Consider the following 26,504-nt stretch of genomic DNA (forward strand, 5'->3'; position numbering starts at 1 on the left):
GAGGGAGGGCGACGGGAGAATGACCGGCTGCCCGCACCGGAACTTCGACGGATCCCCCTGCCGGGGCTCCGTACTGCCCACCGGCTGGTGCGACCGGTGCGGCCGCGCGGAGCAGGGCCCCGGGCTGCCCGCCCTGCCCGAGGACCCACGGGACCTCGGCCCCCGCGACCTCCTCGCGCTCCCCGACCGCACGCCCCGCCCCGCCCAGGCCCGCCTCGTCCGTGCGAAGACGCCGCTGCGCGTCCGCATGAGCTGCTCGGCCGGTGACTGCGGCATCACCTTCGCCCCGCCCTACACCCAGGGCCCGGTGCCCATCACGGGGTACTGCCCGGCGTGCGGCGAGCGGTACTCGTACGAACCGGAGCTCACCGAGGGCGAGTTGCTGCGTGACCAGTACCGCATCATGGGGCCGATCGCACACGGCGGCCAGGGTTGGGTCTACCTCGCCGAGGACACCCATCTCGGCGACGTCGTCGCCGTCAAGGGCCTGCTCAACCGGTACGAGCACGACGGGGCCCGGCTCGCCGACGTGGAGCGCCGCAACCTGGTCGCCATGCGCCACCCGCGGATCGTCCAGATCCGAGACTTCGTCGCCCGCGGCGACAACACCGGGGAGATCACCGGAGGCTACATCGTCATGGACGACGTCGGAGACGGCACCCTGGAGGGGGTCGCCGAGGAGACCCGGCGCGGCGAGTCGGTCCTCGACATCGAACACGTGGCGGCGTACGGCTGCCAGATCCTCGAAGCCCTGGTGCATCTGCACGCCGGCGGAGAACGGGTCTTCGTCTACGGGGACATGAAGCCCTCGAACGTCGTGCACCACGGGAACGGCGTCAAGGTCATCGACCTCGGCGGCATGCGCGAGGAGGGCCAGAGCCGGCCGGCCCCCCATGTCACCAGCGACTACATGGCGCCCGAGACCGCGTTCTCCGGTCTGCCCACCGTCGCCCACGACCTGCACACCGTCGGCGTCACCCTGCGGGAACTCGCCCACTGGGCCGTCGACGAGGTGCCCGGCCTCGGCACCCGCTCCTTCTGGCAGGTCGTCGATCGCGCCGTGCGGACCGACCCCGGCCTCCGCTTCGCCGACGCCCGCGAGATGGCCGGCCAACTGCGGGGCGCGCTGCGGGAGATCCGGGCCCTGCGCGGCAAGAGCGACCCGCCCGAGCCCTCCGACTACTTCCGCCCGTCCCCGCAGCTGCTCGGCGCCCGGCTCGGCACGGTGCCGGGCATCGAACACTGGCTGGAGCGGCCCCGCCGCGACCGGTACGAGCCGCCCGTGGCCCCCGCCCTCGACCTCGGCGCCCCCACGCCCACCGAGATCGCCGGCTGTCTGCCGGTACCGCGGCGCTATCCGGGCGACCCGCAGACCGCACGGTTCGAGGTGAGCAGCGGTTACGACCCCGGGCTGCTCCTCGACCAGGAGGACGAGAAGCCGGCCTCGGTGGAGATCTGCCTGCACAACGTGCGTGTCCTGCTGGGCCGGAACACCACGGAGGACCTGGAGCTGGCCCAGGTGGAGCTCGACACCGCCGACTCCATCCCCGGGCCCTCCGCGGTGCGCCGGTGGCGGCTGGAGTGGCACCGCGCGCTGCTCGCGCTGCGCCACGCCGGTCTCCACGACACCCCCCACCAAGTTGCCGAGGCTCAGGCCCACTTCCTGCGGGTCCACCTCGAACTGCCCGGCGAGTACGCCCCCAAGCTGGCCCTCGCCTACTGCGGGGAACGGCTCGGCGACGACGGCACCGGGCCCACCGCCAGGGAACTCTACGAGGCGGTGTTCGCCCGCAACCCCGCGCACGGCGGCGCCGCGCTGGGGCTGGCCCGGCTGGCGCTGCGCGCGGGCGACCGGCGAGCCGCCCTCGATGTCCTCGGCCGGGTGGGGCCCGGCACCCTGGACCACACCGTCGCCCGGATCGCCTCCCTGCGGATCCGCGCGGCGCGGCTGCCCGGGGGTGTCGGTCCCTCACCGAAGAACTTCGATCCGCTGCCCGCGCCCGCCGAGGTCGACGCGGCGCTGGCCGAACTGCCCGGCCTGGTGGGCCGCAGACCGGGCGCGGGCGAGCCGAGCCTGTCCGAGGACGAGGCGCTACGGCTCAGGACCGAGCTGCACGAATGGAAACTGGACGCGCTGCACCACCAGAGCGACCGCGCCGCCGCTCCGGGCGCGGGCGCCGGCCGGCTCGACGCCCGCCGGTTGAGACGCCTGACCCCGCCGGAGCGCGAGCAGCGCAGGCGGATGGAGTCGCTCTACCGGCAACTCGCCGCCCGGCACCGGGAGTCGGCCACCACCCACGAACACCTCGTGGACCTCCTGCACGCGGTACGGCCACAGACCCGGATCTGACCGAACGACACGCGGGACACGCACGACGCGACACGACCGAACGGCACGACACGGCACGGCACGGCACGACACGGCACGGCACGAGGCGGCACGGCACGGCATGAGACAACACGACACGACACGGCACGACAACGGCACGGCACGGCGGAAACGCGCAGCAGGACCGGACCGAACGGCACCACCGGACCGAACGGCACGACCCACCCGCACAGCACCGGCCACGCGGTGCCCGCGGCGACGAAGGGAAGGAGCGGTGACGTAGGACATGAGCAGCCACATGCGGCCCTCGCAGCCGGGCATCCGGCTCCACGTCGACCTCGACGGCGAGCTGCGCCCGCACCGCAGCGCGAAGATCGAGGCCCATCTGCGGGTCGACGTGACCGCCGACGGCGCCCCCACCGACCTGCCCGCCGTCGAACTCGCCGTGATCATCGCGGTGGACGTCGCCGAGCCCAACCGGGCGGCCGTGCGGCACGCCCTGCCGGCGGCGCTGCGCGCCCTGCCCGACCGGATCTCCTTCGCCGTGCTCGGCAGCGGCCCCGAGCCGGTCCGGTGCTATCCGCTCGGCGACGACGAGTGGGCCGTCGCGGACCAGAACCAGCGGCGCCGGGCCGCGTTCGCCACCGGCTCGCTGCCGCTGCACCGGGACGGTCCACGTCCCGCCGGGTACGCCCCCTGGGCGGCCGGGGCACGGGCCCTGCTCGCCGGCCGCCCGCTGTCCGTACGGCATCTGGTGCTGATCACGGACGGCAGCAGCGCCGCGGGCGAGACCCGTCTGGAGGAGGAACTGGAGGCCTGCGCCGGGCAGTTCACCTGCGACGTGTTCGCGGTGGGCGCCGACTGGACCCCTGATCCGCTGCTGGCCCTCGCCGAACGGCTGCACGGCACCGCCCAGTTCGTGGACGAGGGTCTCGGCCGGGCGGTCACCGACGCCATCGCACGGCTGCGCCGGGTGCGCACGTCCCAGCTGCCGATCGAGGTGACCCTGCGGCCCTCGGTGCGTCAGGTCTCGCTCAGCGAGAGGGCGCCCCGGCCGCACCGCCTCGTCGGGCTGCCCCAGTCCGGACGGCCGCACTGCTGGAGCTTCCCCACCCACCAGTGGGAGCAGGGCAGCCGCGACTATCTGCTCACCCTGGTCGCCAGCGCCGACGACGACCCGCTGGAGACCGAGCTGCAGTTCGCCATGGTCTCCGTGAACGACGTGCACGCGCCGGTCGTCGCCCGCTGGCACCTCCCCGGGCAGTCCGAGTCGCCCACCCCGGCGGCGGGCGGCGGCAGCGTGCGCAGCCTGAACGCCACCGCCCGGATGCGCGGCGCGCTGCGCGAGGGGCTCACCGCACTCCAGGAGCACCGGCCCGACACCGCACGAGAGTGCCTGGCGCAGGCGGCCCAGCTGGCCGCGCGGTTCGGCACGGACTGGGTGCTGGACGAGATCCGTACGGTCGCCGACATCGAGGACGCGGACGCGGGGCGGATCCGGCTGCGTGCCGTCGACGCCGGCGCCCTCGGCCCGATGATCCTGCGGGCCGGATCCCATCCGGGCGCGCCCCTGGCCGGCGCCGCCGACGCACCGCAGGGCCCGCGCTGCGGCACCTGCCGCAGCCGCGCCGGGAGCGAGGCCCGTTACTGCATCGTCTGCGGGGAGAAGCTGCTGTGACGAACGTACGGACGGCCTTCCCGGCGGGGCACTCCCCCGCCGCGTTCTGGCGCGGGCGGCTGAGCCGCTGGCGGACCCGCCGGCTGCTGGAGACGCATCTGCTGGTGCTGTTCCTGTGTGCCGCCGTGGCCGTGACGGCCCTGTTCTTCTCCTACCGGCAGACCCAGCGCGGCGCCGCGGCCCTCGCCGCCCGGGAGGCGCCGGCCGTGCAGGGGCTCGCCGCCGCCCGGCTGGCGGCGCTGCGGGCCGACCAGGAGGCCCACGCCCTGGTGACGACGCACCTCGTCGACGTGGCGGGCTCGGGCGAGACCTACCGGTCCCAGCTCTCCGCCGCCGACCAGGGCCTGTCCCGGATCGCCGACCGCACGGACCAGGACCTGGGCACGGTCAACGGTCTGCTCGCCACCTACGGCAACTCGCTCAACCTCGGTACGTCCATGTACCGCGACCAGCCGCTGATGCGGGAGCAGAAACTCGACGAGGCGGACTCGCTGCTCACCCGCCGCACGGTCGGGCTCGCGCCCCGGCTCAACGAACTGCAACGGGTCCAGCTGCGGCACGCCAAGGCCACGGCCACCATGGGGCAGTGGCAGCGGGCCGGCTGGTGGCTCGCCGAACTCGCCCTGGCGTTACTGGCGTTGACCCTGCTCTCGGCGCTGTTCGTGCTGCGCGACCGATGCGGCCGCGACTGGAACCCGTATCTGCTCGCGGCCTTCGTCCTCACCGTGCTGCTCGCGGTGTTCCCGCTGCTGACGACGTCCGCCACCGAGGACCGCCTGGAGGAGGCGCTCGGGGACCTCGGGCAGATCACCCAGGTGTCCCGGCACACCGGCCCGGGGCTGGCCGGGGCACAGCAGAGCGTCGCGCAGAAGTCGGAGGAGGTCCGGCAGGAACTCACCGACGGCGGCTGGACCGACCGGATGTACCGGAGCACGGTCGTCGGCGGCCTGCTGGTCGTCGTCCTGCCCGCGCTGGGCCTCGGGCTCCGGCTCGACAGCGACTACTGGAGGCGGCGGTGACCCGGCGGTTCAAGGTACTGGTCGTGCTCGTGGTCCTGCTGCTGATCGCGACCGGCGGGCTGGTGGTGGCCTGGGCACAGCACGACGACAGGGAGCCGGTGACGATCCTGGGGACCTGGACCGGGGAACAGGCGGAGCGGTTCGAGGCCGTGTTACGGGACTTCGGCATTCCCTTCCGCTACCAGGGCACCGCCGCCCAGCGCGAGGTGCTGCTCTCCAAGGTGCAGGCGGGAGAGCCCCCGGACATCGTGATCATGCCGGGCATCGGCGAACTAGCCGAGTACGCCGACCAGAACCGCCTCAAGCGGCTGAACGGGCTCTACGACCCGCAGCAGTACGGCGCGCCGTGGAACGCGACCGGCACCGCCTCCTCGTCCGTGTACTGGGTCCCGGTCAAGGCGGACCTGAAGAGCATCGTCTGGTACCGGCAGGGCGAGGAGCCCGCCGACTCGCCCGCGCCGCTGCCGAGTTGGTGCATCGGCATGGGGGACGACGGCGCCTCCGGCTGGCCCGGCACCGACTGGATCGAGGACCTCGTGCTGCAACGGGCCGGTCCGGCCGTCTACGAGAGCTGGGCGCTGGGCACCGGCGACACGCAGTGGTGGCGGAGCGCCGCGGTGCGCTCCGCCTGGCAGGCCTGGACCGGCCTGCTCGGACAGGACCGGAAGAGGGCCCGGCACGCCCTGCTCACCGACCACCGCGGCGCCCCGGACAGCGACGGGCTGCTGTTCGACGGCTGGGGCGGATGCGGTCTGGAGCACCAGGGGTCGTTCGCGCGTTCCTTCTACAAGACCGAGGCGCCGCACGCGGACCTGACGGACTCCGCTCCGCTGCTCCCCGGTGGCGGCCAGGTCCGGGCCCACGAGGTCACCGGGGACTTCGCGGCGCTGTTCAGCGACCGTCCCGGGGCCCGTGAGCTGGTCCGGCGGCTGGCTTCCAAGGCAGGCCAGCAGGAGTGGGCCGACTCGGCGGACTTCTTCTCGGCGAACCGGCAGGTGACTCCGCAGAACCACCCGGTCGAACACAAGATCGCCGCACGGCTCCGCGAGGGGCCGCGCTGCCTGGACGCCTCGGACGTCATGGCACCCGCCGTACGGGACGCCTTCTACGAGGCCGTCCTGCAGACCATCGCCAGGGTCGCGGCCGGCCAGGACCCCGCCGTCCCGGGCCTCCTGCGGGACGTCCAGCGGGTACAGGACGCACAGGGCACCCCCAGCAGAGCCGCGCCGCGGACGGTGTGCAGCCCGCGGTGAACAACCGGCCACCGAAACCCCGGACTTGGCGACGGTCGCGGCTCGACTCGCACGCGGCTCGCAGGTGAGGTGCCGGCCGTCTACCGCAGCGCTTCCTCGATCGCCGTCAGCCAGACGTCGACCGGCCCGGCCGTCAGCAACCCGCTGCCCGCACCGGCGAGTTGGCCGGCGGCCGGGCGCAGCCGGTCCTGGCAGCGGCGCAGGGCCTGGCGGTCGCCGAGCTCCAGAGCGGCGGCCGCCACGACGCACCACAGCGCCTCCTGCACCAGGTCGGCGGGAGGCTCGGGCAGCGCGCGCAGCGCTTCGCGGGCCGTCTTCTCGTCGTCCGCGGCGAGGGCGAGCCCCGGGCGGATCCAGGGGAGGTACGGCCCCCAGTCGGCGGCCGGGTCCAGGGCCGCACGGATGCCGTACGGCCGCCCGGCCAACCGGAGACAGAGGAGCGCGAGCGGGAGCAGCCCGGCGCGCACTCCGGGCATGCCCGGCCCGTCCAGCAGCCGGTCGACCTTCCGGTAGGCGGCCTCGGCGCGCTCCGGGTGCCTGGTCGCGGCAAGCCGCAGCGCCCGGTAGCCGTCCGTGAACACGCGGACCAGCGGCAGTTCATGGCGGTCCGCCAGCCGATCTGCCGCCTCGGCGTGTGCGTCGGCGGTGGTGAGGTCGGCGAGGCCCGCGCGGGCCTGCACCCGGATCAGATGGCCGAGCACCTCGTAGGTGACCAGGCCGTGCCGGGTGGCCAGGGCGACCAGTTCGGTGCCGAGGGCGTCGCGGCGCGGGGCGAGGCCGGCCCGGGTGCAGGACTGCATGAAGACGCCGTTGAGGGCGAAGGCCAGCAGCGCTGGATCGTCCAGGCGGCGGGCCAGGCGCTCCGCCCCGGCGGCGGCCTCGGCAGCAGGGGCCGATCGGGTGCCGCGTGACTCCAGGGCGACCGTGGCCAGCAGCCGGCAGCCGGCGGTGTCCTGGGCCGGGGTCGCGGGCATCCGGGCCAGCGCGCGTTCGGCGGCCTCGACCACGCGGCGGGCGTCGGCCGGGTCGTCGGAGCGGGTCCAGATCGCCGGGACGTCGTAGGCGCCGATGACCCGTGCGGTCAGTTCCGGGTCGCCGGACTCCTCGGCCGCGGTGATCGCCGCGAGGCGGTGTTCGCGGGCGGCGGCCAGTCCGCCGGATCCGGTCACCGCGAGGGTGCGCAGCAGACCGACGGTCGATTCGAGCCGGGCCCTGGCACCCGCGGCGACGGTACGGTCGTACGCCTTGGCCGCCCGGGACCACACCCGTGCCGCCGCGGCCGTCCGCTCCGCGTCCAGGGCGGGGTCCTGCGCGAGGATGCCGGCCTCCAGCCGCCGCAGCGCCGGGCCGGGGTCGAGCCCCAGCTGGTCGGCGAGGGTCGCGCGGGCCCGGCGCAGCACCGCGAGGGCGTCACCCTGGCGGCCGGTCCGGTAGAGGGCGAGGGCCAGCAGCCGCCAGCCCTCCTCGCGCCACGGGTGACCGGTGAGGTGGGCGTCCAGATCGGGCACCGCCTCGGCCGCCCGGCCCCCGGCGAGCAGCGCCTCGGCCCGCTGCTCGACGGCCCGCAGCCGCAGCTCGGCCAGCCGGGCCCGCTCGCCGCCGCACCACTCCTCGTCGGCGAACTCGGCGTAGGCCGGGCCCCGCCACAGCTCCAGCGCCTCCCGAAGTCGCCGAGCGGCCCGGGCGGGCTCCTCCTGTCCGGCGGTTTCCACGGCCGTCTCGAACCGCCAGGCGTCCACCGCTTCCGTTTCCGCGCGCAGGGCGTAGCCGGGGCCGTCGGTGACGAGCAGCCGTGCCGGGGTGCGGGGCGGGCGGTGGGGTTCGAGGGCGCGGCGCAGGTCGTTGACGAAGGTGCGGACGGAGCCGACGGCGGTGGGCGGCGGCTCGTCCCAGAGGTCCGCGACCAGACGGGCCACCGGCACGACCCTTCTGCGGGCCACGATCAGCCGCGCCAGTACGGCACGGTGCCGGGGGCCCTTCAGGGCGAGCGGGCCACCGGCACGCTCGGCCGTCACGGTCCCGAGCACCCCGAAGTCGACCTGGTCCGTCCTCACTCGCCCACGGTAGATCCCGTCCCACGGCAGATGCTGATCGGCTGCTGATTCGCGCGCGGGAGTGTCGGCTCATGAACATCCCCGGTTTCACAGCACACCGTGTCCCGGTCGCCGACGGCGTCTCCCTGCACGTGGCCGTCGGCGGGGCCGGCCGCCCGGTCGTCCTGCTGCACGGCTTTCCGCAGACCCATCTGATGTGGCGGCAGGTGGCCGCCGGCCTCGCCTCCGATCACACCGTGATCTGTCCCGACCTGCGCGGCTACGGCGCCAGCGACAAGCCGGCCGACCCGGACGGGCTGTCGTACGCGAAGCGGACCATGGCGGCCGACGTCGTGGCGCTGGCGCGGGCCCTCGGCCACGAGAGCTTCGCGCTGGCCGGGCACGACCGGGGCGCGCTGGTGGCGTTCCGGGCCGGCCTGGACCACCCGGACGCCGTCACGCACCTGGCCCTCCTCGACGTACTGCCCACCCCGGACATGTGGGAGGTACTGCACGGCAGCTCCGCCGCCGTCGCCTTCCACCTCTATCTGATGGCCCAGCCCCCGGGCCTGCCCGAGCAGTTGATCGGCGCGGCCCCCGACCTCTTCTTCGGTCACTTCCTCGACCTGTGGACCCGCGACCCCTCGGCGATCCCCGCCGATGTCCGCGCCGCCTATCTCGCGGCCTGCCGGACGGCGGTGCCCTCGATCGTGGCCGACTACCGGGCCTCTGCCGGTGTCGACACCGAGCACGACCTGGCCGACCGGGCCGCCGGGAACGTGCTGGGCATGCCGGTGACCGTGCTCCAGCAGGACTGGGGCGCCGTCCTCGGCTACGACGCGGCCGCGCTGTGGCGGGCCTGGGCACCGGACCTGGAGCACCGCACGGTGGACTGCGGGCACTTCATGGCGGAGGAGGCACCGGACGAGATCACGTCCGCGCTGCGGAAGCTGCTGACCCGGTGATCCGTGTCCCGCACCACCCGGCGGCGGCCCGGCACCGCCGGGGTGCCGGGCCGCCGCCGGGAACGCGCCTCAGCCCTTCTTGAGGGTGACGTCCTGCTGCTGGACGGCGTGGAACGAGGGCAGCGGCAGGCCGCCCTGGGGGCGCAGCTCCATGATCGTGGCCTCGACATGGGCCGCGCCGGTCTTCAGCTTCTCCGAGGTCACCTTGCCGGTGTTCTCCCAGTGGTGCTTGGCGCCGTCGCACACGGCCATGGTGCCGCCGACGCCGTGGCGGTAGTTCGGCGATTCCTGGCTGACCGACGAGCTGACGAACACCGGGCCCGTGGCATCGGTGCAGGTGTAGGTGCCGGAGAGGGTGACCGTGCCGTCGTCGGCGAGACGGCCGGTGGGATCGACGGTGATGGATTCGGCGGGGGCGGCGGTCGCGGGGGCGACGGCGGCGCAGAGCAGGGCTGCGGAGCCGAGGGCCGCGGCGAGGACGGGGCGTAGGGGCATGACATCCTTCCCAGGTCGTGGGGTGGGGCATGCCCTGGATACCGGGCACCCGGCCCGGGAAGCGTGACCGTCACTCCTTCGGTGGCGCGTCCCATCAGGCCGAAGGCGCCGGTCGCGTCGCGGACGTGCGGCGGTCGTCGTGGGAGCGTCCGGGAGTTGTCCGTAGCTGCACGAGCCCGGGTGCAACGAGCGGCGGCCGTAGGCTGACCGGCATGGTGCAGCAGCTCGGGGCGGTCTTCTCGCCCAACCCCAAGCTCATCAGCCGCGTGGCCGACTAGCTGTCAGGTCACCCGGGGGCCACCGTGGACGAGATCGCCGCCGAGATCTTCCCGGGCAAGGTCACCGGACCGGGCCGGATCACCGACACCCTGCGGACCATGGCCGGACAGTGCCGCGTCCGCCGGGACGGAGAGCACTGGTTCGCGGCGGGCTGACCGCCGAACTGCCGCCGTCCCGGGGCATCCCGGCCGCCAGGAGACGCGTTCGGGCCCTCGGGCGGCCAACTCCGCGCACCCGGGGCCCTGCGACGCAGACGGCCGCAGAGCCAAGAGCTTCGCCAGCCCTGGGTCTTGATCCGGTGCTCAGAAGGCCACGCCGTCGACCCGCGTGATCGGAAACGTGGTCGGATCTGTGTCCGTCGGGGGCATACCTGTTCCCTCGGCCGCCTGCCAGGTGCCCACCCGGCCGTCAGGGAGGCGGAGCCCGGACTCCGGGTTGTTGGCGATCGTCTTCCAGATCTCCACCGAGCGGATGGTCATGGTTCCCGCCCAGTACGGGTCGCGGATGCCGGCGGGCTCCTCGTGGACGTTGATGCGTACCGGCGCTTCGCCTACTTCAGTAACGGCCGTTGCGGTGCCGTTGTAGTGCTTCATGCCTGAAGAGCGTAGCCACTCGCGGTGCACGGGATGGGTAAGTCCAACGCCCTGTCATGACCGACCGATGGTGCGGCGCTCCAGCACGTTCAACCGGTTTAGAGCTTCCCCTACTTGGTCAAATCCGCCGCGCACCACTGCGATCTGCTGACCGAACCTCTCCTGATCCTTGGCTTCCTCTGCGCGCTCCTCCGGGTATCCGGATATCCGCCCCAGTCGATGGACTGCGACCAGCGGTCCGGTGGAGCGACGGCGAACGCCTCATCCCAAGCCTCGGCGATCTTCGACAAAGCGTTCTTGAGGAGCTTGTCGGTGCGTCGCTCGGATAGATCGCGGAGTCCCCGGGCAACCTCCCTCCGGTCCTTGTCAAGAAACCAAGAGGACGTCAAGCCTCCCTGAGTTGTGATCTCTTCGAAGAGGCCACGCATGGACGCCAGCTGCTCGCGCAACTTGTCGTGATCGGCCCCGAGGGCGACTCGGTGGAAACGGGTCCACACCTTGCGGATGCCTGCGCCGACCGTGACCACGAACGCGAGCCAGCCGGGCGTGAACTTGAGCCAGTCGTCCCACCAGTGAGTGGGCGAGGGTGGTGCAACCATCAACATGATTCTGGCGGTACTTCAGTGGGCGGTATGGCAATCGGCGAAGCTGGTGATGGTGGAGCTAGTGTCCACTTGCCGGCTCGTGGTGGTCGGGCGGGCGGTTCAGTCGTAGGTGTGCAGCGCGGCCACGAGCTGGCGGCCCTCCGGGGCGCCCCTGCGCAGGAGGACGGCGGCCGTCGTGTGGAGTTCGTTCCAGGCGTGCGGTCGGCCGATGGCGGAGGCGTCCGGGATGGCGTCCAGGGCCACGGTGAGGGCCTCGGCGGCTTCCCCGGCCGCCGCGAAGGCGTGCGCCAGGCAGGTCCGGTACCAGGTCTTGTCCCGCCGGTACTCGTCCGGCAGGGCTTCGAGACCGATCGTCAGGTGGTCGACCGCTGCCCGCCACTCGCCCAAGTGGAGGGCGGCCATACCGCGTTGCAGGGTGAACCAGGTCTCGCCGTAGAAGTACATCCACGGCGGTTCGTCCTCGGGGTGCTCGGCCGCCCGGCTGATCATGTCCTGCGCCTCGTCCAGGAGGCGTTCCGCGTCGTCCCCGTCGCCGTTGAGGGCGTGGCCCCGGGCGGCCATCTGCGCGGCCATCCCCTGAATCCCCAGGGACGTCCCGGGGGCCGACCAGCGCGCCGCGTCGGCCAGCCGGACGGCCCGGTCTCCCCGGCCGCCGGACCACGCCATGTGCGCCTTCATGGACAGGGTGGTGGCCGCCATGTTGGCGTCCCCGGCTTCCAGGGCCCATTCATGGGACCGGTCGTACCAGGCCAGCGCGGCGGCCGTCTGCCCCTGATCCTGCGCCATCCACGCCAGGAACTGAGCGTGTTCGGAGGCGAGCCGGACCACGCGGTCGCCAAGCGGGCCCCGGGCACTCGCGTACAGGTCCACCACCGTGCCGAGTTGCTGGCGCATGATCCCGACCAGCGGGCGTGAACCGATCTCGTCCTCTGCCCGGCGGTGCTCGGCCAGGAGCCGGTCAAGCCAATCGAGGGTGGGCGCGTCGACCTTGTGACCGTTGCCGACAACGGTGGTGACCCGGGTCAGCAGATCGTCGTCGGGACCAGGCCCCGGGAGGACCAGACCGGCGACCGCCTGAGCCGGTGTCACGGACCCCGCGCGGGCAAGGTCGGCCGGTATCCGGAGCCCGGCCGTGATCCGTTCACGTACCTCGACGGAGGTCACCCGCCGTCGGCCCCGCTCGATCTCCGAGACGTCCGGCTGCACCAGGCCGACGCGCTCCCCGAGCCTGGTCTGAGACAGACCGGTGAGCTTCCGGTAGGTACGGAAGACAGCGCCCCAATCCTCGGCGGCCACCGCAGCGATGAGCTGCGGATGGGTCCACAGATCGGGGCTCATGTTCTCCATGGATCGAATATAGGGCGCCGCTATAGGGCCATGGGATGGCCGGAATCAGCGTCCCTCGAAATGGTCGGTGAACCGATGAGACCCCGGCGACCGCGCGAACGGCCCCGGGGCGTGGCCGACGCTTCGAGGGAGCGACGACATGACGAAAGCTACTGAACACCCGCCCACAGCGGCAGAGGACGACCGGCTCGCGCCGCTGGACATCGCGACCATGCGCGCCACCGTGCGCCGGTCGCTGGCCGGGGACGCCGATGATCTCGCCCTTGACGAGGCGCTGATCTTGATCAGCACGCTGCGCGGCCATCTGGAGCTGATCACGCCCGTGGTGGAACGGGTCGCCGCGACCAAGCCGGACGACGACCGGGGGTGGGCGGCCCCGGTGAACTGCGCGGTGATCTCCGCCGCCGACACGCGCCGGACGCTGGGCGCGAAGATCTACCCCGGCCAGGAGTCGGCCGTCCGGCACGCGCGGCGGCTGGCCCGGCGCCTGAACGCCATGTGTGATCACTTCGAGACCCTGGTCAGTGATCACCCCGAGGTCAGTGATCACGCCAAGGAGCACCCCGAGGCGTAGCCCGCACAGACCGAAGCCCGGCCGTCCTCCCCTGGCGGCCGGGCTTCCCTGTGTCCGTGACGCACGTCACACTGATCTTTTTCCGGCGGAGCAAACTCCCAAAATGTCGGGTTGCGTTGGGATGGCTAGGCGTTGGGTAGGTGCGACCGATGATCAAGGCCGAACAGACGCCCCATTTGCAGTCGGCCGAATCGCGCTTCAGCCGCCACCACCTAGACTCCATCCACACGCAAAGGGAGCCCTGTCACCGCCCCGTTGGCCTAGGAACCGAGGGCGGGAGCGGGCTCCCGGTGCGTACCCCAACCGGTGTGGAAGGAGACCCATGCACCATAACCAGTCGGGCCCCGGCGTGCCCAGGCGAGCCCCGGCCCGCCGCGCATTCGAGTGGGCCAGGCGCTACCGGCGTGGCCTCGCTCTGCGGGCGCTCTACGGAGCCGCGTACGGCGCGAGCACCACGGCTGCCAGCCTGTTCCTGGTCTGGCTCCACTCCCGGCTCTGAGCCGGGCGGTCCGGGCCGTCACCTCATGGTCGGCGGCCCACCGTGCCAGACCCTCGCAGAACAGAACGAAGCCCGGCCGTCATCCCCCGACGGCCGGGCTTCGTCATGTCCGGATGATCAGATCTTGATCGGCTCGATCTTCACGGAGTCGGGGCCGAAGTGCTTGGAGCCCAGCCGTCATCCGGCCGGACGGGCTTGCTCTGCGGGCAAGATCGTCACCGTGACCAGCGCTGCGGCAAGGTCCCGGCGCTGCTCCAGCGGGTACGTCTCGCGCCACCACGTCAGCGCCTCATCCGGGTCGGCGGCGTAGGGCCACAGCAACTCGGTCCGGTCGAAATCATCGAGAGGGCTGGACGCACCGGCCGCCGCCGTCACCGCGTCGGCGATCTCCTGTTCGACGGCAGTGATCCTCTCTTTGATCCTCCGGGCCGCCGCCTTGTACTCCACCGGATCCGAGTCCTCATCGTCGGCGAACGCCTCAGCCAGGGCCGTGAGCCGGATCCTGAGCGCCGTACGTCGGGCCGCCAGAGCCTTCGTGTCCGGGACAGCCATGGGTGCCTGTGCCGCGACCGGGGCATCACTGCACAGCTTCGCGATCACGACCCGCTCCACGAGATCATCCACAGCACCTGCATTGCGGGACACATAACCCTCGGCGGAGCAGACGTATACGGAGCCGTTACGAGCGGTGCCGCGCCCACGCGTCTTCGCCAACGCTGGGCACAGACCGCACTTGTAGAGGCCGCCGCCAAGGTACTTGCGGGTCGGACCGGGCGAGGTGCGGCGGGCCGGGTTCTTCAGGACGGCCTCACAGATCTGCCAGGTCTCCTCATCCACAATCGCGGGCCAGGCTCCCTTGCCGATAATCTCTCCGTCGACCTCCATGAGCCCGGCGTTTCGCGGTCGACGCAGCAGCTTGAGGAAGGTCGTCGGCGTCCACTCATCCGGCTTCGGTTCGGTGCGGGTGTCGTCCGGGTTCCGCTTGCGACGAGCCGGGGTCTTCACGCCCGCCGCGTGCCACTTACGCAGCTCCGATCGGTTCGCCGCGCCGTCGACAATGGCGCGCGTGACCTGCTCCAGGTACCACGCCTCGGACCCGGGGGCGTTCACCGGCTCGGTGCCGCAGCCATTCGGACACGCCACCGTGACGGCCGTGATCGGGCAGGGCGGGCCGTCGTCATGGGTGTGATCCTCACGGACTACCGTGATCACGAAACCCTCGGTGGCCTGGCACTCGGGGCAGAGCAGGGAGCGCGGGGTGATGCCGTCGGCCTCGTACCCGAAGGGTCGGCCGCCGCCCCGGTAAATGCCCTTGGCCACGTTGTCTTTCTTCGCGTCGGCCACGCGTTCGCCGATCTCCTCAGACTCCTCCTGCGCATCGATCGCCTTGCGCCGGGCGATGCCGCGCCCCTCGGCAGTGTTCATGTTGACCGGCCCGCCCTTGGTGACTCTACGGCGATGTCCCGCTCTTGGATCAGGTCCAGCAGCTCGAACGCGTTGCGGTAGTTGCGGTTCAGCCGCTTGTCGGACACGGCGAGGACCGCGTTGGCTGTGCCCTTCCGCAGCACGGTCAGCAGCTGGTCATAGCCGGGCCGGTTCTTGCTGCCGGTGCCGGTGATGTCGTTGTCCACCAACACCCTGACAACCTGCCATCCGCGCCGGTCAGCCAGGCGGCGGCAGTGCGCTTCCTGCCGGTCGACTCCATATTCCTTGCCCTCCCGGTCCTCACTGATCCGGCAGTAGATGACCGCCTGGCGGGTTCGTTTGATCGTCATCGGGTGCCTACCTCGGGCTCCCTTCCAGGCTGCTCCTACGGGGGGTCTAACCAAATACCTGATGGCACCGGCGAGCTGCACCCCGGCAGCGTGACCGAGCCGCACCGCGGCCCGGCCGGCCGACTCGCCGTCGCCGCCTGACCCGAGCGCGGGCAGGGCCCGGATCGATCACCGGGGACTCGGCGCGGGCCCCCGCCGGCCCGCCTCCCCCGGCTCCTTCGACGCGCCCCCGGAACACTGACTCACGTTCAGGCGCGTACCTGAGGTGACCAGCAGCGATGCCGGGGACCTAAAATGATCAACGTGTCCGAGCAACACGCCCCGAGGTCCCTCATCGTCACGCTCTACGGCGCGTACGGCCGCTCCCTGCCCGGCCCGGTGCCCGTCGCCGAGCTGATCCGGCTGCTGGCCGCCGTCGGCGTGGACGCGCCCTCCGTACGGTCGTCGGTGTCCCGGCTGAAACGCCGCGGTCTGCTGGCCCCGGCCCGCACCGCCCAGGGCGCCGCCGGATACGAACTCTCCGCCGAGGCACGCCAGTTGCTGGACGACGGCGACCGCCGGGTGTACGCGGCGGCGCCGCCGGAGGACGCGGGCTGGGTGCTCGCGGTGTTCTCGGTGCCCGAGTCGGAGCGGCAGAAGCGGCATGTGCTGCGCTCCCGGCTCGCCGGACTCGGCTTCGGCACGGCCGCCCCCGGGGTGTGGATCGCCCCGGCCCGGCTGTTCGAGGAGACCCGGCACACCCTGCACCGGCTCGGCCTGGATCCGTACGTGGACTTCTTCCGCGGTGACCATCTCGGGTTCGCGCCCACCACCGAGGCGGTCGCCCGTTGGTGGGATCTGACAGCGATCGCCAAGGCGCACGAGCAGTTCCTCGACGACCACGAGCCGGTGCTGCGCGACTGGGAGCACCGGACGGACACCCCGCCCGAGGACGCCTACCACGACTATCTCCTTGCCCTGGACTCCTGGCGCCATCTGCCGTACATCGACCCCGGACTGCCGACGGGCCTGCTGCCCGCCGACTGGCCGGGCACCCGTTCGGCCGCCGTCTTCCGGGCGTTGCACCAGCGGCTGCGGGATGCGGGCGGTGCCTTCGTCGGCCTGTGAACAGAGCGGCGAGCGGCTCGCCGATTGTGAAATGTTCATTGCACGTCCCGGTGACCTCTTGCGTACCACGAGTCACTCAGCTAAACCTCAGCTTCCTTAACCACTCCTCTCAGACTTCTTACCTACTCTTCGACGGGTCGTACGCGGGTTTGAGTAGGTAGGGAAGAGGTCTGTTGCGCATGACCACCACGCCAAGGGCTCAGGGGGCCACGGTCTGGCTGACGGGGTTGCCGAGCGCGGGCAAGACGACGATCGCCCGGCTCCTGGGCGATCGGCTCAAGGCCCAGGGGCATCGCGTGGAGGTCCTCGACGGCGACGAGATACGCCGCTTCCTCTCGGCAGGCCTCGGCTTCTCCCGGGCGGACCGCAACACCAATGTGCAGCGCATCGGGCTGGTCTCGGAGGTGCTGGCGCGCAACGGCGTGCTCTCCGTCGTCCCGGTCATCGCTCCCTACGCCGACAGCCGCGAGGCGGTCCGCGACCGGCACGAGAAGACCGGCACACCGTACCTGGAGGTGCATGTCGCGACCCCGGTCGAGGTGTGCAGCGAGCGGGACGTGAAGGGTCTGTACGCCAGGCAGGCCGCGGGTGAGATGACCGGGCTGACCGGTGTCGACGACCCGTACGAGCCGCCCACCGACCCGGCGCTGGTGCTGCACACCCAGGACCAGACCCCGCAGGAGTCGGCGGACGCGGTGCACGCGCTGCTGGTGGAGCGAGGGCTGGCATGAGCACCTTCACCCTGTCCCACCTGGACGCGCTGGAGTCCGAGGCGGTCCACATCTTCCGCGAGGTGGCGGGCGAGTTCGAGCGGCCGGTGATCCTGTTCTCCGGCGGCAAGGACTCCATCGTCATGCTGCATCTGGCCCTGAAGGCGTTCGCGCCCGCGCCAGTCCCGTTCTCCCTGCTGCACGTCGACACCGGGCACAACTTCCCCGAGGTCCTCGAGTACCGCGACCGTACGGTCGAGCGGCACGGGCTGCGGCTGCACGTGGCCTCCGTGCAGGACTACATCGACCGGGGTGTGCTGCGCGAGCGGCCCGACGGGACCCGTAACCCGCTGCAGACACTGCCGCTGACGGAGAAGATCCAGAGCGAGAAGTTCGACGCGGTCTTCGGCGGCGGCCGCCGGGACGAGGAGAAGGCCCGCGCCAAGGAGCGGGTGTTCTCACTGCGGGACGAGTTCTCCCAGTGGGACCCGCGCCGCCAGCGCCCCGAGCTGTGGAACCTCTACAACGGGCGGCACGCCCCCGGCGAGCACGTCCGGGTCTTCCCGCTCTCCAACTGGACCGAGCTGGACGTCTGGCAGTACATCGCCCGCGAGGAGATCGAGCTGCCGGACATCTACTTCGCCCACCACCGCGAGGTCTTCCAGCGGGGCGGGATGTGGCTGACGGCGGGTGAGTGGGGCGGCCCGCGGGAGAACGAGACCGTCGAGAAGCGCCGGGTGCGCTACCGGACCGTCGGCGACATGTCCTGCACGGGTGCCGTCGACTCCGACGCCGACGGCATCGACAAGGTGATCGCCGAGATCGCCGCCTCCCGGCTCACCGAGCGCGGCGCCACCCGCGCCGACGACAAGCTCTCCGAGGCCGCGATGGAAGACCGCAAGCGCGAGGGGTACTTCTAGGCATGACCAGCACTAGCACGAGCACGACCACCGGCACTGCGGGCCCGACCATCGACACCCTGCGTTTCGCGACCGCCGGCTCGGTCGACGACGGCAAGTCCACCCTCGTCGGACGGCTGCTGCACGACTCCAAGTCGGTCCTCACCGACCAGCTGGAAGCCGTCGAGCGCGCCTCGGCCTCACGCGGGCAGGACGCCCCCGACCTGGCCCTCCTCACCGACGGACTGCGCGCCGAACGCGAGCAGGGCATCACCATCGACGTGGCCTACCGCTACTTCGCCACCCCGAAGCGCCGGTTCATCCTCGCCGACACGCCCGGCCACGTGCAGTACACCCGCAACATGGTCACCGGCGCCTCCACCGCCGAGCTGGCGATCATCCTGATCGACGCCCGCAACGGGGTCCTCGAGCAGACCCGCCGGCACGCGGCCGTCGCCGCCCTGCTCCGGGTCCCGCACGTCGTCCTCGCCGTCAACAAGATGGACCTGGTCGGCTACGAGCGGGCCGAGTTCGAGCGGATCGTCGCCGACTTCACCGCGCAGACCGCCGAGCTGGGGCTTCCGGAGGTCACCGCGATCCCGGTCTCCGCGCTGGTCGGCGACAACGTCGTCGACCGGTCCGCGGCCATGGACTGGTACGGCGGCCCGGCTCTGCTGGAGTTCCTGGAGAACGTCCCGGTCGCCGCGGACGCGGCCGACGCCCCGGCCCGTTTCCCGGTCCAGTATGTGATCCGGCACGGTGACATCCGTCACTACGCGGGCCAGCTTGTCTCCGGTTCGCTGCGGGTCGGCGACCGGGTCACCGTCCACCCGTCCGGAGAGACCTCCGAGATCGCCGCGATCGACGCGCTCGGCACCGCGGTCGAGGCCGCGCACGCCCCGCAGTCCGTCGGGGTGCGCCTGGCCGACCAGCGGGACGTGTCCCGCGGCGACATGATCACCGCCGGCCCTGAGGTGCCCGTGCTCACCCAGGACGTCACGGCGGCCGTGTGCCATCTGGCCGACCGGCCGCTCAGGGTCGGCGACCGGGTGCTGCTCAAGCACACCACCCGGACCGTCAAGGCGATCGTCCGGGAACTGGCCGGCGCGGCCGAGCTCACCGCCAACGACCTGGGCCGGATCACCCTGCGCAGCGCCGAGCCGCTGCCGCTGGACGCCTACGCGGTCTCCCGGCGCACCGGCGCGTTCATCCTGATCGATCCGGCGGACGGCGCGACGCTGACCGCGGGGATGGTCGACTTCGCCTGATCCCCTCCTCGGTCGCGGAGCCCCCGGCGGGTGCCGGGGGCTCCGCGCGTTCGGGACGGTCACAAGGTCACGGCGCGTCAATAAGGCGGTAACAGAGCGGGCGGTCGTGAAAGACCGCCCGCGGGCGGGGGTAAGCAGCCTGTTGTCGGGCCGATGGTCCGGTCCGGGGCCCGCCGACAGGCTCCGGGACGGGGCCCGTACCATTCCTACAGTTGAAAGCAGGACAAGCAGTGATCGCCTGCGCCATGAACGGAATCGCCGTGTACGAACCACCTTCCGCCGCCGCCTCCTGGCGCATCGCGCTGCCGCACACCGTCGCGGCCGTGCCGGTCGCCCGTGCCCTGGTGCGTTCGGCGATGGAGGAGGCGGGCCACGCGGCCGACCCCGACACCGCCGAGCTGCTCACCGCGGAACTGGTCGCCAACGCCGTCGAGCACACCGCCGGCAAGGGGCCGATAGAGCTGGTCGTCGAGCTGATGCCGGGCGGCTGCAAGGTCGAGGTGCACGACCCGGATCCGGCGCCGCCGGGCCACCTGACCCGTCCGGTGATCGAGGAGCCCGATCCCATGGACGAGGGCGGCCGCGGTCTGCTGCTGATCCGCGCCCTCAGCGCGTCCTGCGGGCACCGCCCCACCGAGTCCGGCAAGGCGGTGTGGTTCAGGCTTCCTGTAGTACCGCGTCAGTGGCGTCCGGCGTGACCGCGTCGCTCTTCACCAGGGCCAGCGTGGAGCGCCGGCGCCCGTAGCCGAGGTAGACGAGCAGGCCCACCGCCAGGAAGACGGCGAACTGGATCCAGGTCGTCCACCCGGTCTCGTAGATCAGATACAGGCAGAAACCGACGCCCAGCAGCGGCACGACCGGGTAGAGCGGCACCCGGAAGGTGCGGGCGAGGGCCGGTTCGCGACGGCGCAGGGCGATCACCGCGATGTTCACCACGGCCATGATCGCGAGGGTGCCGATGGTGCACAGGTTCATCACCGCGTCCAGCGACGCGAAGGCCGCCGGCAGCGCGAAGACGACCGCGACGATCAGGGTGCCCGCGACCGGGGTGGCGGTCTTCGGGGAGACCTTCTCGAAGACGCGCGGGATCAGCCCGTCCCGGGACATGGACATGAGGATGCGGGTCTGGCCGTACATCACCGCGAGGACGACGGAGGCGATGGCGACGACCGCGCCGAAGGCGATCACACCGCCGCCGATCGTGGACCCCGTGACCTGGTTGACCACGTAGGAGAGGGCCGCGGGACGCCCGGCCACCTGGTCGCCGCCGATGGCGCCGGTCGCGGCCAGCGCGACCGCGCAGTAGAGCAGGGTGACCACGCCCATGCAGACGAGGATCGCGACGGGGATGTCCCGGCGCGGGTTCTTGGCCTCCTCGCCGGCCGTGGTGATCGCGTCGAAGCCGATGTACGAGAAGAACGCGGCGGTGGTGCCCGCGCCGATGCCGCCGAGCCCGGCCGGGGAGAACGGCACCAGGTTGCCGTCCTTGAACGCGCTGAAGCCGATCACGCAGAAGGCGACCAGGACGACGAGCTTCACGGCCGCCATCGCGGCGGTCGCCCGGGCGCTCTCCCGGACCCCGCGGACCAGCAGCACGGCGGCCATCGCGATGACGATCACGGCGGGGAGGTTCACGATCCCGCCGTCGCCGGGGCCCGCGGACAGGGCGTGCGGGAGCTGGAGGCCGGTGAGACTGTGCAGCAGTTCGTCGACGTACTGGCTCCAGCCGACGGCGACGGCCGAGATGGAGATGCCGTACTCCAGGAGCAGGCACCAGCCGACCAGGAAGGCGGTGGACTCGCCGAGGCCGGCGTAGGCGAAGGAGTACGACGATCCGGAGACCGGGATCGCGCCGCCCAGCTCGGCGAAGGAGAGGGCGGTGAAGACGCAGGTGACCGCGGCGAGGACGAACGAGATCACGACGGCCGGGCCGGCCTGGGCGACCGAGTCGGAGAGCCCGACGAAGATGCCGGTGCCGACGATCGCGCCGATGCCGAAGCAGATCAGCTGGAAGAGGCCCATGGTGCGGCGGAGGCCGTGGCCCGCGCGGTCGGCGCCGGATTCGGCGACCAGCAGGTGGGGGGACTTGATGCGGGGCATGCGGGTGGTGCTCGTTTCTGGTGGTGCGGGTGCGATCCGGGTCGGTCGCCGGGGCGGCCGCGGCAGGGGTGGGCCGGGCCGCCGGAAAGAATAAGGCCTGGTGAGGCCGGAGCGTTACGGCGGCCCTCAGCCGAGCGTGGCCACCAGTACCGCCTTGATGGTGTGCATCCGGTTCTCGGCCTCGTCGAAGACGACCGAGTGCTCGGACTCGAACACCTCGTCGGTGACCTCCAGCTCGGTCAGTCCATGGCGCTCGAAGATCTCCCGTCCGACATCGGTGCCCAGGTCGTGGAAGGCCGGGAGGCAGTGCAGGAACTTGACGTCGGCGTTGCCGCTGGCGCGCAGCACGTCCATGGTCACGGCGTAGGGGCCGAGCAGCGCGATCCGCTCGTCCCAGACCTCCTTGGGCTCGCCCATCGACACCCATACGTCGGTGGCGATGAAGTCGGCGCCCCGCACGCCCTCCTTCACGTCGTCGGTGAGCGTGATCCGGGCGCCGGACGCGTCGGCGAGGCGCTGGGCCAGCTCGACGATCGTGTCGTCCGGCCACAGCAGCCGGGGCGCCACGATCCGCACGTCCATGCCGAGCAGGGCGCCGGTGACGAGGTAGGAGTTGCCCATGTTGTAGCGGGCGTCGCCGAGGTAGGCGAAGGCCATGCCGGTGAGCGGCTTGTCGCAGTGCTCGGTCATGGTGAGCACGTCGGCGAGCATCTGGGTGGGGTGCCACTCGTCGGTGAGCCCGTTGTAGACGGGGACCCCGGCGAACGCGGCCAGCTCCTCGACCACACCCTGGCCGTGCCCGCGGTACTCGATCGCGTCGAACATCCGGCCGAGGACCCGGGCGGTGTCCTTCACCGACTCCTTGTGGCCGATCTGCGAGCCCGCCGGGTCCAGGTACGTGGTGTGCGCGCCCTGATCGGCGGCGGCGACCTCGAAGGCACAGCGGGTGCGGGTGGAGGTCTTCTCGAAGACCAGCGCGATGTTCTTGCCGCGCAGGTACCGCATCTCGGCCCCGGCCTTCTTGGCCGCCTTCAGCTCGGCGGCCAGCTCGACCAGCCCGCGGAACTCCTCCTGGGTGAAGTCCAGCTCCTTGAGGAAGTGGCGGCCGGCGAGGGCGGTCGGGACTGTCGCCATGGGGGCGCTCCAGCAGTAGAGATCGACGCGGGGACTTTTGGAAGTCTATACGACGATTCACATTTCTATACAGGCCGCTTCGGTCTCACGCGGCTTCGGGTTCGCACAGGTCCGGTCTCATACGGCGTCCCGCTCCACCGGACAGCTCATACAGCGCGGACCGCCCCGCCCCCGGCCCAGCTCGCTGCCCGGGATCTCGATCACCTCGATGCCCTGTTTGCGCAGATGGGTGTTGGTGGTGGAGTTGCGCTCGTAGGCGACGACGACACCGGGTTCGACGGCGAGGACGTTGCAGCCGTCGTCCCACTGCTCGCGTTCGGCCGCGTGCACGTCCTGGGTGGCGGTGAGGACGCGGATCTCGCTGAGGCCGAGGGCGGCGGCGATCGCGCGGTGCATGTGCTCCGGCGGATGGTCGGTGACCTTGAGCTCCTTCTCGCCGGCGCCCGGTTCGATGGTGTACGAGCGGAGCATGCCGAGCCCGGCGTACTGGGTGAAGGTGTCGCCGTCGACCATCGTCATCACGGTGTCGAGGTGCATGAAGGCGCGCCGCTTCGGCATGTCCAGGGCCACGATCGTCTGCGCGGAGCCGGCCGCGAACAGCTTGTGCGCGAGCATCTCCACGGCCTGCGGGGTGGTGCGCTCGCTCATCCCGATCAGGACCGCGCCGCTGCCGATCACCAGCACGTCGCCGCCTTCGATGGTCGAGGGGTAGGCGGCCTGCCCCTCCGACCAGACGTGGAACGTTTCGCCACGGAAGAGCGGGTGGTGCCGGTAGATCGCCTCGAAGTGCACGGTCTCCCGCTGCCGGGCCGGCCAGCGCATGGCGTTGATGGAGACGCCGTCGTAGACCCAGGCGGAGGTGTCGCGGGTGAAGAGGTGGTTGGGGAGCGGTTCGAGGAGGAAGTCGTCGAGGTCCATGACGTGGAAGCGGACCGAGGTGGGCTCCGCGTGCCCGTCCAGGAACTCCCGCTTGGTCATGCCGCCGACCAGCGCCTCGGCCAGCTGGGGCGCGGGCAGGTCCTCGAAGGCGGCGCGCAGATGGTCGGTGGCGAGCGGGCCGTACTCCTTCTCGTCGAAGACCCGGTCCAGGACGAGGGCGCGAGCCGCCGGGATCGCCAGCGTCTCGGTGAGCAGGTCGCCGAAGAGATGGACGGCGACCCCGCGGTCCCGGAGCACGTCCGCGAAACCGTCGTGCTCGACCCTGGCCCGGCGCACCCACAGGAGGTCGTCGAAGAGGAGGGCGTCCTTGTTGCTGGGGGTGAGCCTTTTGAGCTCCAGATCCGGCCGGTGAAGGATGACGCGGCGCAGCCGCCCGGCTTCGGAGTCGACTTGGAATCCCATGACTCCATCCTCACCATCGCGGACCGGGTTCACCCCCAGGTCGGCCGTTTCTTGTTCTCGTCCTCTTGACGACAAGCGGAACGGACACGATTATTGTCATGTTGACTCTAAATCGCGAAGGGGACTTCATGGCCGACATCACCCGGCGGCTGGGGCGGCGCCATCTGCGCGGAGCCCCGACGGCGCACATCAGGCATCACCGCGGGGGCAGGCTGCTGCACGACGGGCCGGGCATCAGCTTCTGGTTCCGCGCGCTCACCGCGGCGATCTCCGAGATACCGGTCGACGACCGCGAACTGGCGATGACCTTCCACGCCCGTACGGCCGACTTCCAGGACGTGGCGGTGCAGGCGACGGTCACGTACCGCATCGGCGACCCGGAACTGGCGGCCGCCCGCCTCGACTTCTCGATCGACCCCGACACCGGTGTCTGGCGCGGCACCCCGCTGGAACAGCTGGGCACCCTGCTCACGGAGACGGCCCAGCAGCACGCGCTGGCCGTGCTGGCCCGCACCCCGCTGGCGGAGGCGCTGGTCGACGGGGTGACGGCGGTCCGGGAACGGATCGCCGAGGGGCTGGGCGCGGAGCCCCGGCTGCCGGCCACCGGGATCGAGGTGGTGGCCGTGCGGGTGATGGCGCTGCGGCCGGAGCCGGAGGTGGAGCGGGCGCTGCGCACGCCGGCCCGCGAGCAGATCCAGCAGGAGGCCGACCGGGCCACCTACGAGCGGCGGGCGGTGGCCGTCGAGCGGGAGCGGGCGATCGCCGAGAACGAGCTGGCCAGCCAGATCGAACTGGCCCGCCGCGAGGAGCAGTTGGTCGAGCAGCGGGGCACCAACACGCGGCGCGAGGCGGAGGAGCACGCGGCGGCCGACGCGGTGCGCGCGGAGGCGGAGGCCGCGAGGTCGGTGAAACTGGCGGAGGCGGAAGCCGCCAGGTCTGTGAAGCTGGCGGAGGCCGAGGCGGCGCGCACGGTGCGGCTCGCGGAGGCGGAGGCGGCCCGGTCCGTGAAGCTGGGCGAGGCCGAGGCGGCCCGGGCGGTCACGCTGGCGCGGGCCGAGGCCGAGGGAGCCCGGGAGACCGGCGAGGCCCGGGCCGCGGCACAGGCGGCGTGGCTGCGGGTGCACGGCGAGGTGGACGTGGCCACGCTGCACGCCCTCACGGGCACCCGGCTCGCCGAGAACCTGCCGCGCATCGACAGTGTGACCGTGTCGCCGGACGTGCTGACGGGACTGCTGGCGAAGCTGGGCTCGGCGGAGGGGGCGTGAACGCGGCCCGCAGGTCCCCGGCAGGGGACGGCACGGGGGGCACGGCCGCCCGGCGGCCCGCCGAGTCGGCGGCCCCACCGAAGCCCACCCGGCTCGACCGAACCCCCGTCGGGAAAGGCACCAGGAACACAGCCGCCCACCGGACCGCGGCACCGGCCGCACCCCGGCCGACCACCCCACCGAAGCCCACCCGGCTCGACCGAACCCCCGTCGGGAAAGGCACCGGGAACACGACCGCCCGCCGGACCGCAGAACCAGCCACACCCCGTCCGGCCGTCCCACCAAGGCCCACCACCCCACTCGGCCGGCCCCCGGAGGCGGCGTCATGAGCCTCGCCCCCCGCGTGGTACTCGTCCACCGCACCACCGAGTACGACGAGTTGGTGGCCCACCACGGCACCCACGGACAGGCCGCCTTCTTCCTCTCCTCCCGCGGGCGGGACATCGAGGAGGTCGCCGAGCGGCACCGCCGGACCGGGCGGGCGCTCGCCGAGGTGTCCTCGGCGATTCCGCTGACCTGGCGCCAGGCCCGGGTCGAGCGGTCCGACCTGGACCGTTTCCTGTTCGGGCCCGAGGACGTGGTCCTGGTGGTCGGCCAGGACGGGCTGGTGGCCAACGTGGCCAAGTACCTGGACGGCCAGCCGGTGATCGGCATCGACACCGACCCCGGCCGTAACCCCGGCGTGCTGGTACGGCACCGGCCGGAGCACGCGGCCCTGCTGCTGGCCTCTTTCGAGGCCACCCGCGCCGACGAGCTGACCATGGTCGAGGCGGTGGCCGACGACACGCAGCGGCTCGTGGCGCTCAACGAGATCTATCTGGGAACCGCCGGTCATCAGACCGCCCGATACCGCCTGGGCCTCGAGAACGACGGGGGTGTCGTCGAGGCCCAGGCTTCCTCCGGGGTGCTGGTGGGCACCGGCACGGGGGCCACCGGCTGGCTGCGCTCGCTGTGGCAGGAGCGCGGCGCCCGGCTGACGCTGCCCTCCCCCACCGAGGACCGCCTGCTGTGGTTCGTCCGGGAGGCCTGGCCCTCGCCGGCGACCGGGACCTCCCTGGTCGCCGGCGAACTGACCGCCTCCGCGGCCCTGACGCTCACGGTCGAGTCGGACCGTCTGATCGCCTTCGGCGACGGCATCGAGACCGACGCCCTGGAGCTGACCTGGGGGCAGACGGTCCGGGTCGGAGCCTGCGCGCACCGGCTCCGGCTGGTCGGCTGACCCCGGTGCCGGTCACC

General features: G+C 72.1%; 25 protein-coding genes. 15 read left to right on the forward strand and 10 right to left on the reverse strand.

All coding sequences use genetic code 11. From position 1 onward, the window contains the following. Window positions 1–19 precede the first annotated feature (19 nt). From AB0N16_RS02505 to AB0N16_RS02520, 4 genes are all read left to right on the forward strand, one after another. On the forward strand, window positions 20–2,350 hold the full coding sequence (locus tag AB0N16_RS02505; protein WP_365792206.1) for a tetratricopeptide repeat protein: 2,331 nt from the start codon (window positions 20–22) through the stop codon (window positions 2,348–2,350). 265 nt (window positions 2,351–2,615) lie between these two features. Beyond that, window positions 2,616–4,007, forward strand: coding sequence for a VWA domain-containing protein (locus AB0N16_RS02510; protein WP_365792208.1), 1,392 nt, complete (start codon window positions 2,616–2,618; stop codon window positions 4,005–4,007). After that, window positions 4,004–5,026 carry a hypothetical protein gene (locus tag AB0N16_RS02515; protein ID WP_365792210.1) on the forward strand — a complete coding sequence of 341 codons (1,023 nt, stop codon included), beginning with the start codon at window positions 4,004–4,006 and terminating at the stop codon, window positions 5,024–5,026. The genes AB0N16_RS02510 and AB0N16_RS02515 overlap by 4 nt, the downstream gene beginning before the upstream one ends. After that, complete coding sequence (locus AB0N16_RS02520; RefSeq protein WP_365792212.1) at window positions 5,023–6,279, forward strand: carbohydrate ABC transporter substrate-binding protein; 1,257 nt, start codon at window positions 5,023–5,025, stop codon at window positions 6,277–6,279. Before AB0N16_RS02515 ends, AB0N16_RS02520 begins: the two co-directional genes overlap by 4 nt. A gap of 80 nt (window positions 6,280–6,359) precedes the next feature. Here the strand turns inward: AB0N16_RS02520 and AB0N16_RS02525 are convergent, their stop codons facing one another. Further along, window positions 6,360–8,333, reverse strand: a complete 1,974-nt coding sequence (locus AB0N16_RS02525) for a BTAD domain-containing putative transcriptional regulator (protein ID WP_365792214.1) — start codon at window positions 8,331–8,333, stop codon at window positions 6,360–6,362. Window positions 8,334–8,404: 71 nt separating this feature from the next. Here AB0N16_RS02525 and AB0N16_RS02530 point away from each other — a divergent pair, with 71 nt between their 5' ends. Continuing rightward, complete coding sequence (locus AB0N16_RS02530) at window positions 8,405–9,277, forward strand: alpha/beta hydrolase (protein WP_365792216.1); 873 nt, start codon at window positions 8,405–8,407, stop codon at window positions 9,275–9,277. Window positions 9,278–9,346: 69 nt separating this feature from the next. Here AB0N16_RS02530 and AB0N16_RS02535 read toward each other — a convergent pair whose 3' ends face one another. Beyond that, entirely contained in the window at window positions 9,347–9,772 is a 426-nt protein-coding gene (locus tag AB0N16_RS02535) for a DUF6299 family protein (protein WP_365792218.1), read from the reverse strand. A 302-nt stretch (window positions 9,773–10,074) separates the two neighbouring features. Here AB0N16_RS02535 and AB0N16_RS02540 point away from each other — a divergent pair, with 302 nt between their 5' ends. Next, window positions 10,075–10,206, forward strand: a complete 132-nt coding sequence (locus tag AB0N16_RS02540) for a hypothetical protein (protein ID WP_365792220.1) — start codon at window positions 10,075–10,077, stop codon at window positions 10,204–10,206. Window positions 10,207–10,353: 147 nt separating this feature from the next. Here the strand turns inward: AB0N16_RS02540 and AB0N16_RS02545 are convergent, their stop codons facing one another. The 3 genes from AB0N16_RS02545 to AB0N16_RS02555 all read right to left on the reverse strand — a co-directional run bounded on the left by AB0N16_RS02545 (window position 10,354) and on the right by AB0N16_RS02555 (window position 12,587). After that, window positions 10,354–10,644 (reverse strand): hypothetical protein, encoded by a 291-nt coding sequence (locus AB0N16_RS02545; protein ID WP_365792222.1) that lies wholly within the window; start codon window positions 10,642–10,644, stop codon window positions 10,354–10,356. Window positions 10,645–10,754: 110 nt separating this feature from the next. Beyond that, entirely contained in the window at window positions 10,755–11,249 is a 495-nt protein-coding gene (locus AB0N16_RS02550) for a hypothetical protein (protein WP_365792224.1), read from the reverse strand. Between the two features lie 99 nt (window positions 11,250–11,348). Beyond that, on the reverse strand, window positions 11,349–12,587 hold the full coding sequence (locus tag AB0N16_RS02555) for a helix-turn-helix domain-containing protein (RefSeq protein WP_365792768.1): 1,239 nt from the start codon (window positions 12,585–12,587) through the stop codon (window positions 11,349–11,351). A 148-nt stretch (window positions 12,588–12,735) separates the two neighbouring features. Between AB0N16_RS02555 and AB0N16_RS02560 the strand changes: the two genes are divergently transcribed. Further along, a complete protein-coding gene (locus AB0N16_RS02560; RefSeq protein ID WP_365792226.1) occupies window positions 12,736–13,170 on the forward strand; it encodes a DUF6415 family natural product biosynthesis protein in 435 nt (144 codons plus the stop codon). Between the two features lie 322 nt (window positions 13,171–13,492). Then, complete coding sequence (locus tag AB0N16_RS02565; RefSeq protein ID WP_365792228.1) at window positions 13,493–13,669, forward strand: hypothetical protein; 177 nt, start codon at window positions 13,493–13,495, stop codon at window positions 13,667–13,669. Window positions 13,670–13,846: 177 nt separating this feature from the next. Here the strand turns inward: AB0N16_RS02565 and AB0N16_RS02570 are convergent, their stop codons facing one another. Together AB0N16_RS02570 and AB0N16_RS02575 are read right to left on the reverse strand one after the other, a co-directional pair. After that, the gene (locus tag AB0N16_RS02570) at window positions 13,847–15,094 is read right to left on the reverse strand and encodes a recombinase family protein (protein ID WP_365792230.1); all 1,248 of its coding nucleotides are present in this window, start codon (window positions 15,092–15,094) and stop codon (window positions 13,847–13,849) included. Beyond that, window positions 15,091–15,444 carry a recombinase family protein gene (locus tag AB0N16_RS02575; protein WP_365792232.1) on the reverse strand — a complete coding sequence of 118 codons (354 nt, stop codon included), beginning with the start codon at window positions 15,442–15,444 and terminating at the stop codon, window positions 15,091–15,093. The genes AB0N16_RS02570 and AB0N16_RS02575 overlap by 4 nt, the downstream gene beginning before the upstream one ends. Before the next feature lie 294 nt (window positions 15,445–15,738). Between AB0N16_RS02575 and AB0N16_RS02580 the strand changes: the two genes are divergently transcribed. The 5 genes from AB0N16_RS02580 to AB0N16_RS02600 all read left to right on the forward strand — a co-directional run bounded on the left by AB0N16_RS02580 (window position 15,739) and on the right by AB0N16_RS02600 (window position 20,126). Continuing rightward, a complete protein-coding gene (locus tag AB0N16_RS02580) occupies window positions 15,739–16,551 on the forward strand; it encodes a PaaX family transcriptional regulator C-terminal domain-containing protein (RefSeq protein ID WP_365792234.1) in 813 nt (270 codons plus the stop codon). Window positions 16,552–16,730: 179 nt separating this feature from the next. Continuing rightward, window positions 16,731–17,282, forward strand: a complete 552-nt coding sequence (gene cysC / locus AB0N16_RS02585; protein WP_365792236.1) for an adenylyl-sulfate kinase — start codon at window positions 16,731–16,733, stop codon at window positions 17,280–17,282. Next, window positions 17,279–18,181, forward strand: a complete 903-nt coding sequence (gene cysD, locus AB0N16_RS02590; RefSeq protein WP_365792238.1) for a sulfate adenylyltransferase subunit CysD — start codon at window positions 17,279–17,281, stop codon at window positions 18,179–18,181. Before cysC ends, cysD begins: the two co-directional genes overlap by 4 nt. A 2-nt stretch (window positions 18,182–18,183) precedes the next feature. Then, on the forward strand, window positions 18,184–19,428 hold the full coding sequence (locus AB0N16_RS02595; RefSeq protein ID WP_365792240.1) for a GTP-binding protein: 1,245 nt from the start codon (window positions 18,184–18,186) through the stop codon (window positions 19,426–19,428). Between the two features lie 245 nt (window positions 19,429–19,673). Then, on the forward strand, window positions 19,674–20,126 hold the full coding sequence (locus tag AB0N16_RS02600; RefSeq protein WP_362180619.1) for an ATP-binding protein: 453 nt from the start codon (window positions 19,674–19,676) through the stop codon (window positions 20,124–20,126). Here AB0N16_RS02600 and AB0N16_RS02605 read toward each other — a convergent pair. From AB0N16_RS02605 to AB0N16_RS02615, 3 genes are all read right to left on the reverse strand, one after another. Next, a complete protein-coding gene (locus AB0N16_RS02605; RefSeq protein WP_365792243.1) occupies window positions 20,086–21,528 on the reverse strand; it encodes an amino acid permease in 1,443 nt (480 codons plus the stop codon). The two genes, AB0N16_RS02600 and AB0N16_RS02605, sit on opposite strands and share 41 nt — an antisense overlap. Window positions 21,529–21,654: 126 nt before the next feature. Further along, window positions 21,655–22,662 carry an ornithine carbamoyltransferase gene (gene argF / locus AB0N16_RS02610; protein WP_365792245.1) on the reverse strand — a complete coding sequence of 336 codons (1,008 nt, stop codon included), beginning with the start codon at window positions 22,660–22,662 and terminating at the stop codon, window positions 21,655–21,657. 117 nt (window positions 22,663–22,779) lie between these two features. Then, window positions 22,780–24,003 carry an arginine deiminase gene (locus AB0N16_RS02615; RefSeq protein WP_365792247.1) on the reverse strand — a complete coding sequence of 408 codons (1,224 nt, stop codon included), beginning with the start codon at window positions 24,001–24,003 and terminating at the stop codon, window positions 22,780–22,782. Window positions 24,004–24,131: 128 nt separating this feature from the next. On the opposite strand from AB0N16_RS02615, the gene AB0N16_RS02620 reads away from it, so the two are divergent. Both AB0N16_RS02620 and AB0N16_RS02625 read left to right on the forward strand, forming a co-directional pair. After that, window positions 24,132–25,268 carry an SPFH domain-containing protein gene (locus AB0N16_RS02620; protein WP_365792770.1) on the forward strand — a complete coding sequence of 379 codons (1,137 nt, stop codon included), beginning with the start codon at window positions 24,132–24,134 and terminating at the stop codon, window positions 25,266–25,268. A gap of 325 nt (window positions 25,269–25,593) precedes the next feature. Beyond that, complete coding sequence (locus tag AB0N16_RS02625; protein WP_365792249.1) at window positions 25,594–26,487, forward strand: hypothetical protein; 894 nt, start codon at window positions 25,594–25,596, stop codon at window positions 26,485–26,487. Window positions 26,488–26,504 lie beyond the last annotated feature (17 nt).

Source organism: Streptomyces sp. NPDC051105, assembly GCF_040682795.1.
GTDB lineage: Bacteria > Actinomycetota > Actinomycetes > Streptomycetales > Streptomycetaceae > Streptomyces.

Bases quoted from the DNA above. Each gene is read 5' to 3' on its own strand.
- cysC (WP_365792236.1), top strand. From the start codon at position 16,731: ATGACCACCACGCCAAGGGCTCAGGGGGCCACGGTCTGGCTGACGGGG.
- AB0N16_RS02605 (WP_365792243.1), bottom strand. From the start codon at position 21,528: ATGCCCCGCATCAAGTCCCCCCACCTGCTGGTCGCCGAATCCGGCGCC.
- AB0N16_RS02600 (WP_362180619.1), top strand. From the start codon at position 19,674: ATGAACGGAATCGCCGTGTACGAACCACCTTCCGCCGCCGCCTCCTGG.
- AB0N16_RS02560 (WP_365792226.1), top strand. From the start codon at position 12,736: ATGACGAAAGCTACTGAACACCCGCCCACAGCGGCAGAGGACGACCGG.
- AB0N16_RS02530 (WP_365792216.1), top strand. From the start codon at position 8,405: ATGAACATCCCCGGTTTCACAGCACACCGTGTCCCGGTCGCCGACGGC.
- AB0N16_RS02510 (WP_365792208.1), top strand. From the start codon at position 2,616: ATGAGCAGCCACATGCGGCCCTCGCAGCCGGGCATCCGGCTCCACGTC.
- AB0N16_RS02505 (WP_365792206.1), top strand. From the start codon at position 20: ATGACCGGCTGCCCGCACCGGAACTTCGACGGATCCCCCTGCCGGGGC.
- AB0N16_RS02565 (WP_365792228.1), top strand. From the start codon at position 13,493: ATGCACCATAACCAGTCGGGCCCCGGCGTGCCCAGGCGAGCCCCGGCC.
- AB0N16_RS02625 (WP_365792249.1), top strand. From the start codon at position 25,594: ATGAGCCTCGCCCCCCGCGTGGTACTCGTCCACCGCACCACCGAGTAC.
- AB0N16_RS02575 (WP_365792232.1), bottom strand. From the start codon at position 15,444: ATGACGATCAAACGAACCCGCCAGGCGGTCATCTACTGCCGGATCAGT.
- AB0N16_RS02620 (WP_365792770.1), top strand. From the start codon at position 24,132: ATGGCCGACATCACCCGGCGGCTGGGGCGGCGCCATCTGCGCGGAGCC.
- AB0N16_RS02555 (WP_365792768.1), bottom strand. From the start codon at position 12,587: ATGAGCCCCGATCTGTGGACCCATCCGCAGCTCATCGCTGCGGTGGCC.
- AB0N16_RS02595 (WP_365792240.1), top strand. From the start codon at position 18,184: ATGACCAGCACTAGCACGAGCACGACCACCGGCACTGCGGGCCCGACC.
- AB0N16_RS02570 (WP_365792230.1), bottom strand. From the start codon at position 15,094: ATGAACACTGCCGAGGGGCGCGGCATCGCCCGGCGCAAGGCGATCGAT.
- cysD (WP_365792238.1), top strand. From the start codon at position 17,279: ATGAGCACCTTCACCCTGTCCCACCTGGACGCGCTGGAGTCCGAGGCG.
- argF (WP_365792245.1), bottom strand. From the start codon at position 22,662: ATGGCGACAGTCCCGACCGCCCTCGCCGGCCGCCACTTCCTCAAGGAG.
- AB0N16_RS02580 (WP_365792234.1), top strand. From the start codon at position 15,739: ATGATCAACGTGTCCGAGCAACACGCCCCGAGGTCCCTCATCGTCACG.
- AB0N16_RS02550 (WP_365792224.1), bottom strand. From the start codon at position 11,249: ATGTTGATGGTTGCACCACCCTCGCCCACTCACTGGTGGGACGACTGG.
- AB0N16_RS02615 (WP_365792247.1), bottom strand. From the start codon at position 24,003: ATGGGATTCCAAGTCGACTCCGAAGCCGGGCGGCTGCGCCGCGTCATC.
- AB0N16_RS02545 (WP_365792222.1), bottom strand. From the start codon at position 10,644: ATGAAGCACTACAACGGCACCGCAACGGCCGTTACTGAAGTAGGCGAA.
- AB0N16_RS02535 (WP_365792218.1), bottom strand. From the start codon at position 9,772: ATGCCCCTACGCCCCGTCCTCGCCGCGGCCCTCGGCTCCGCAGCCCTG.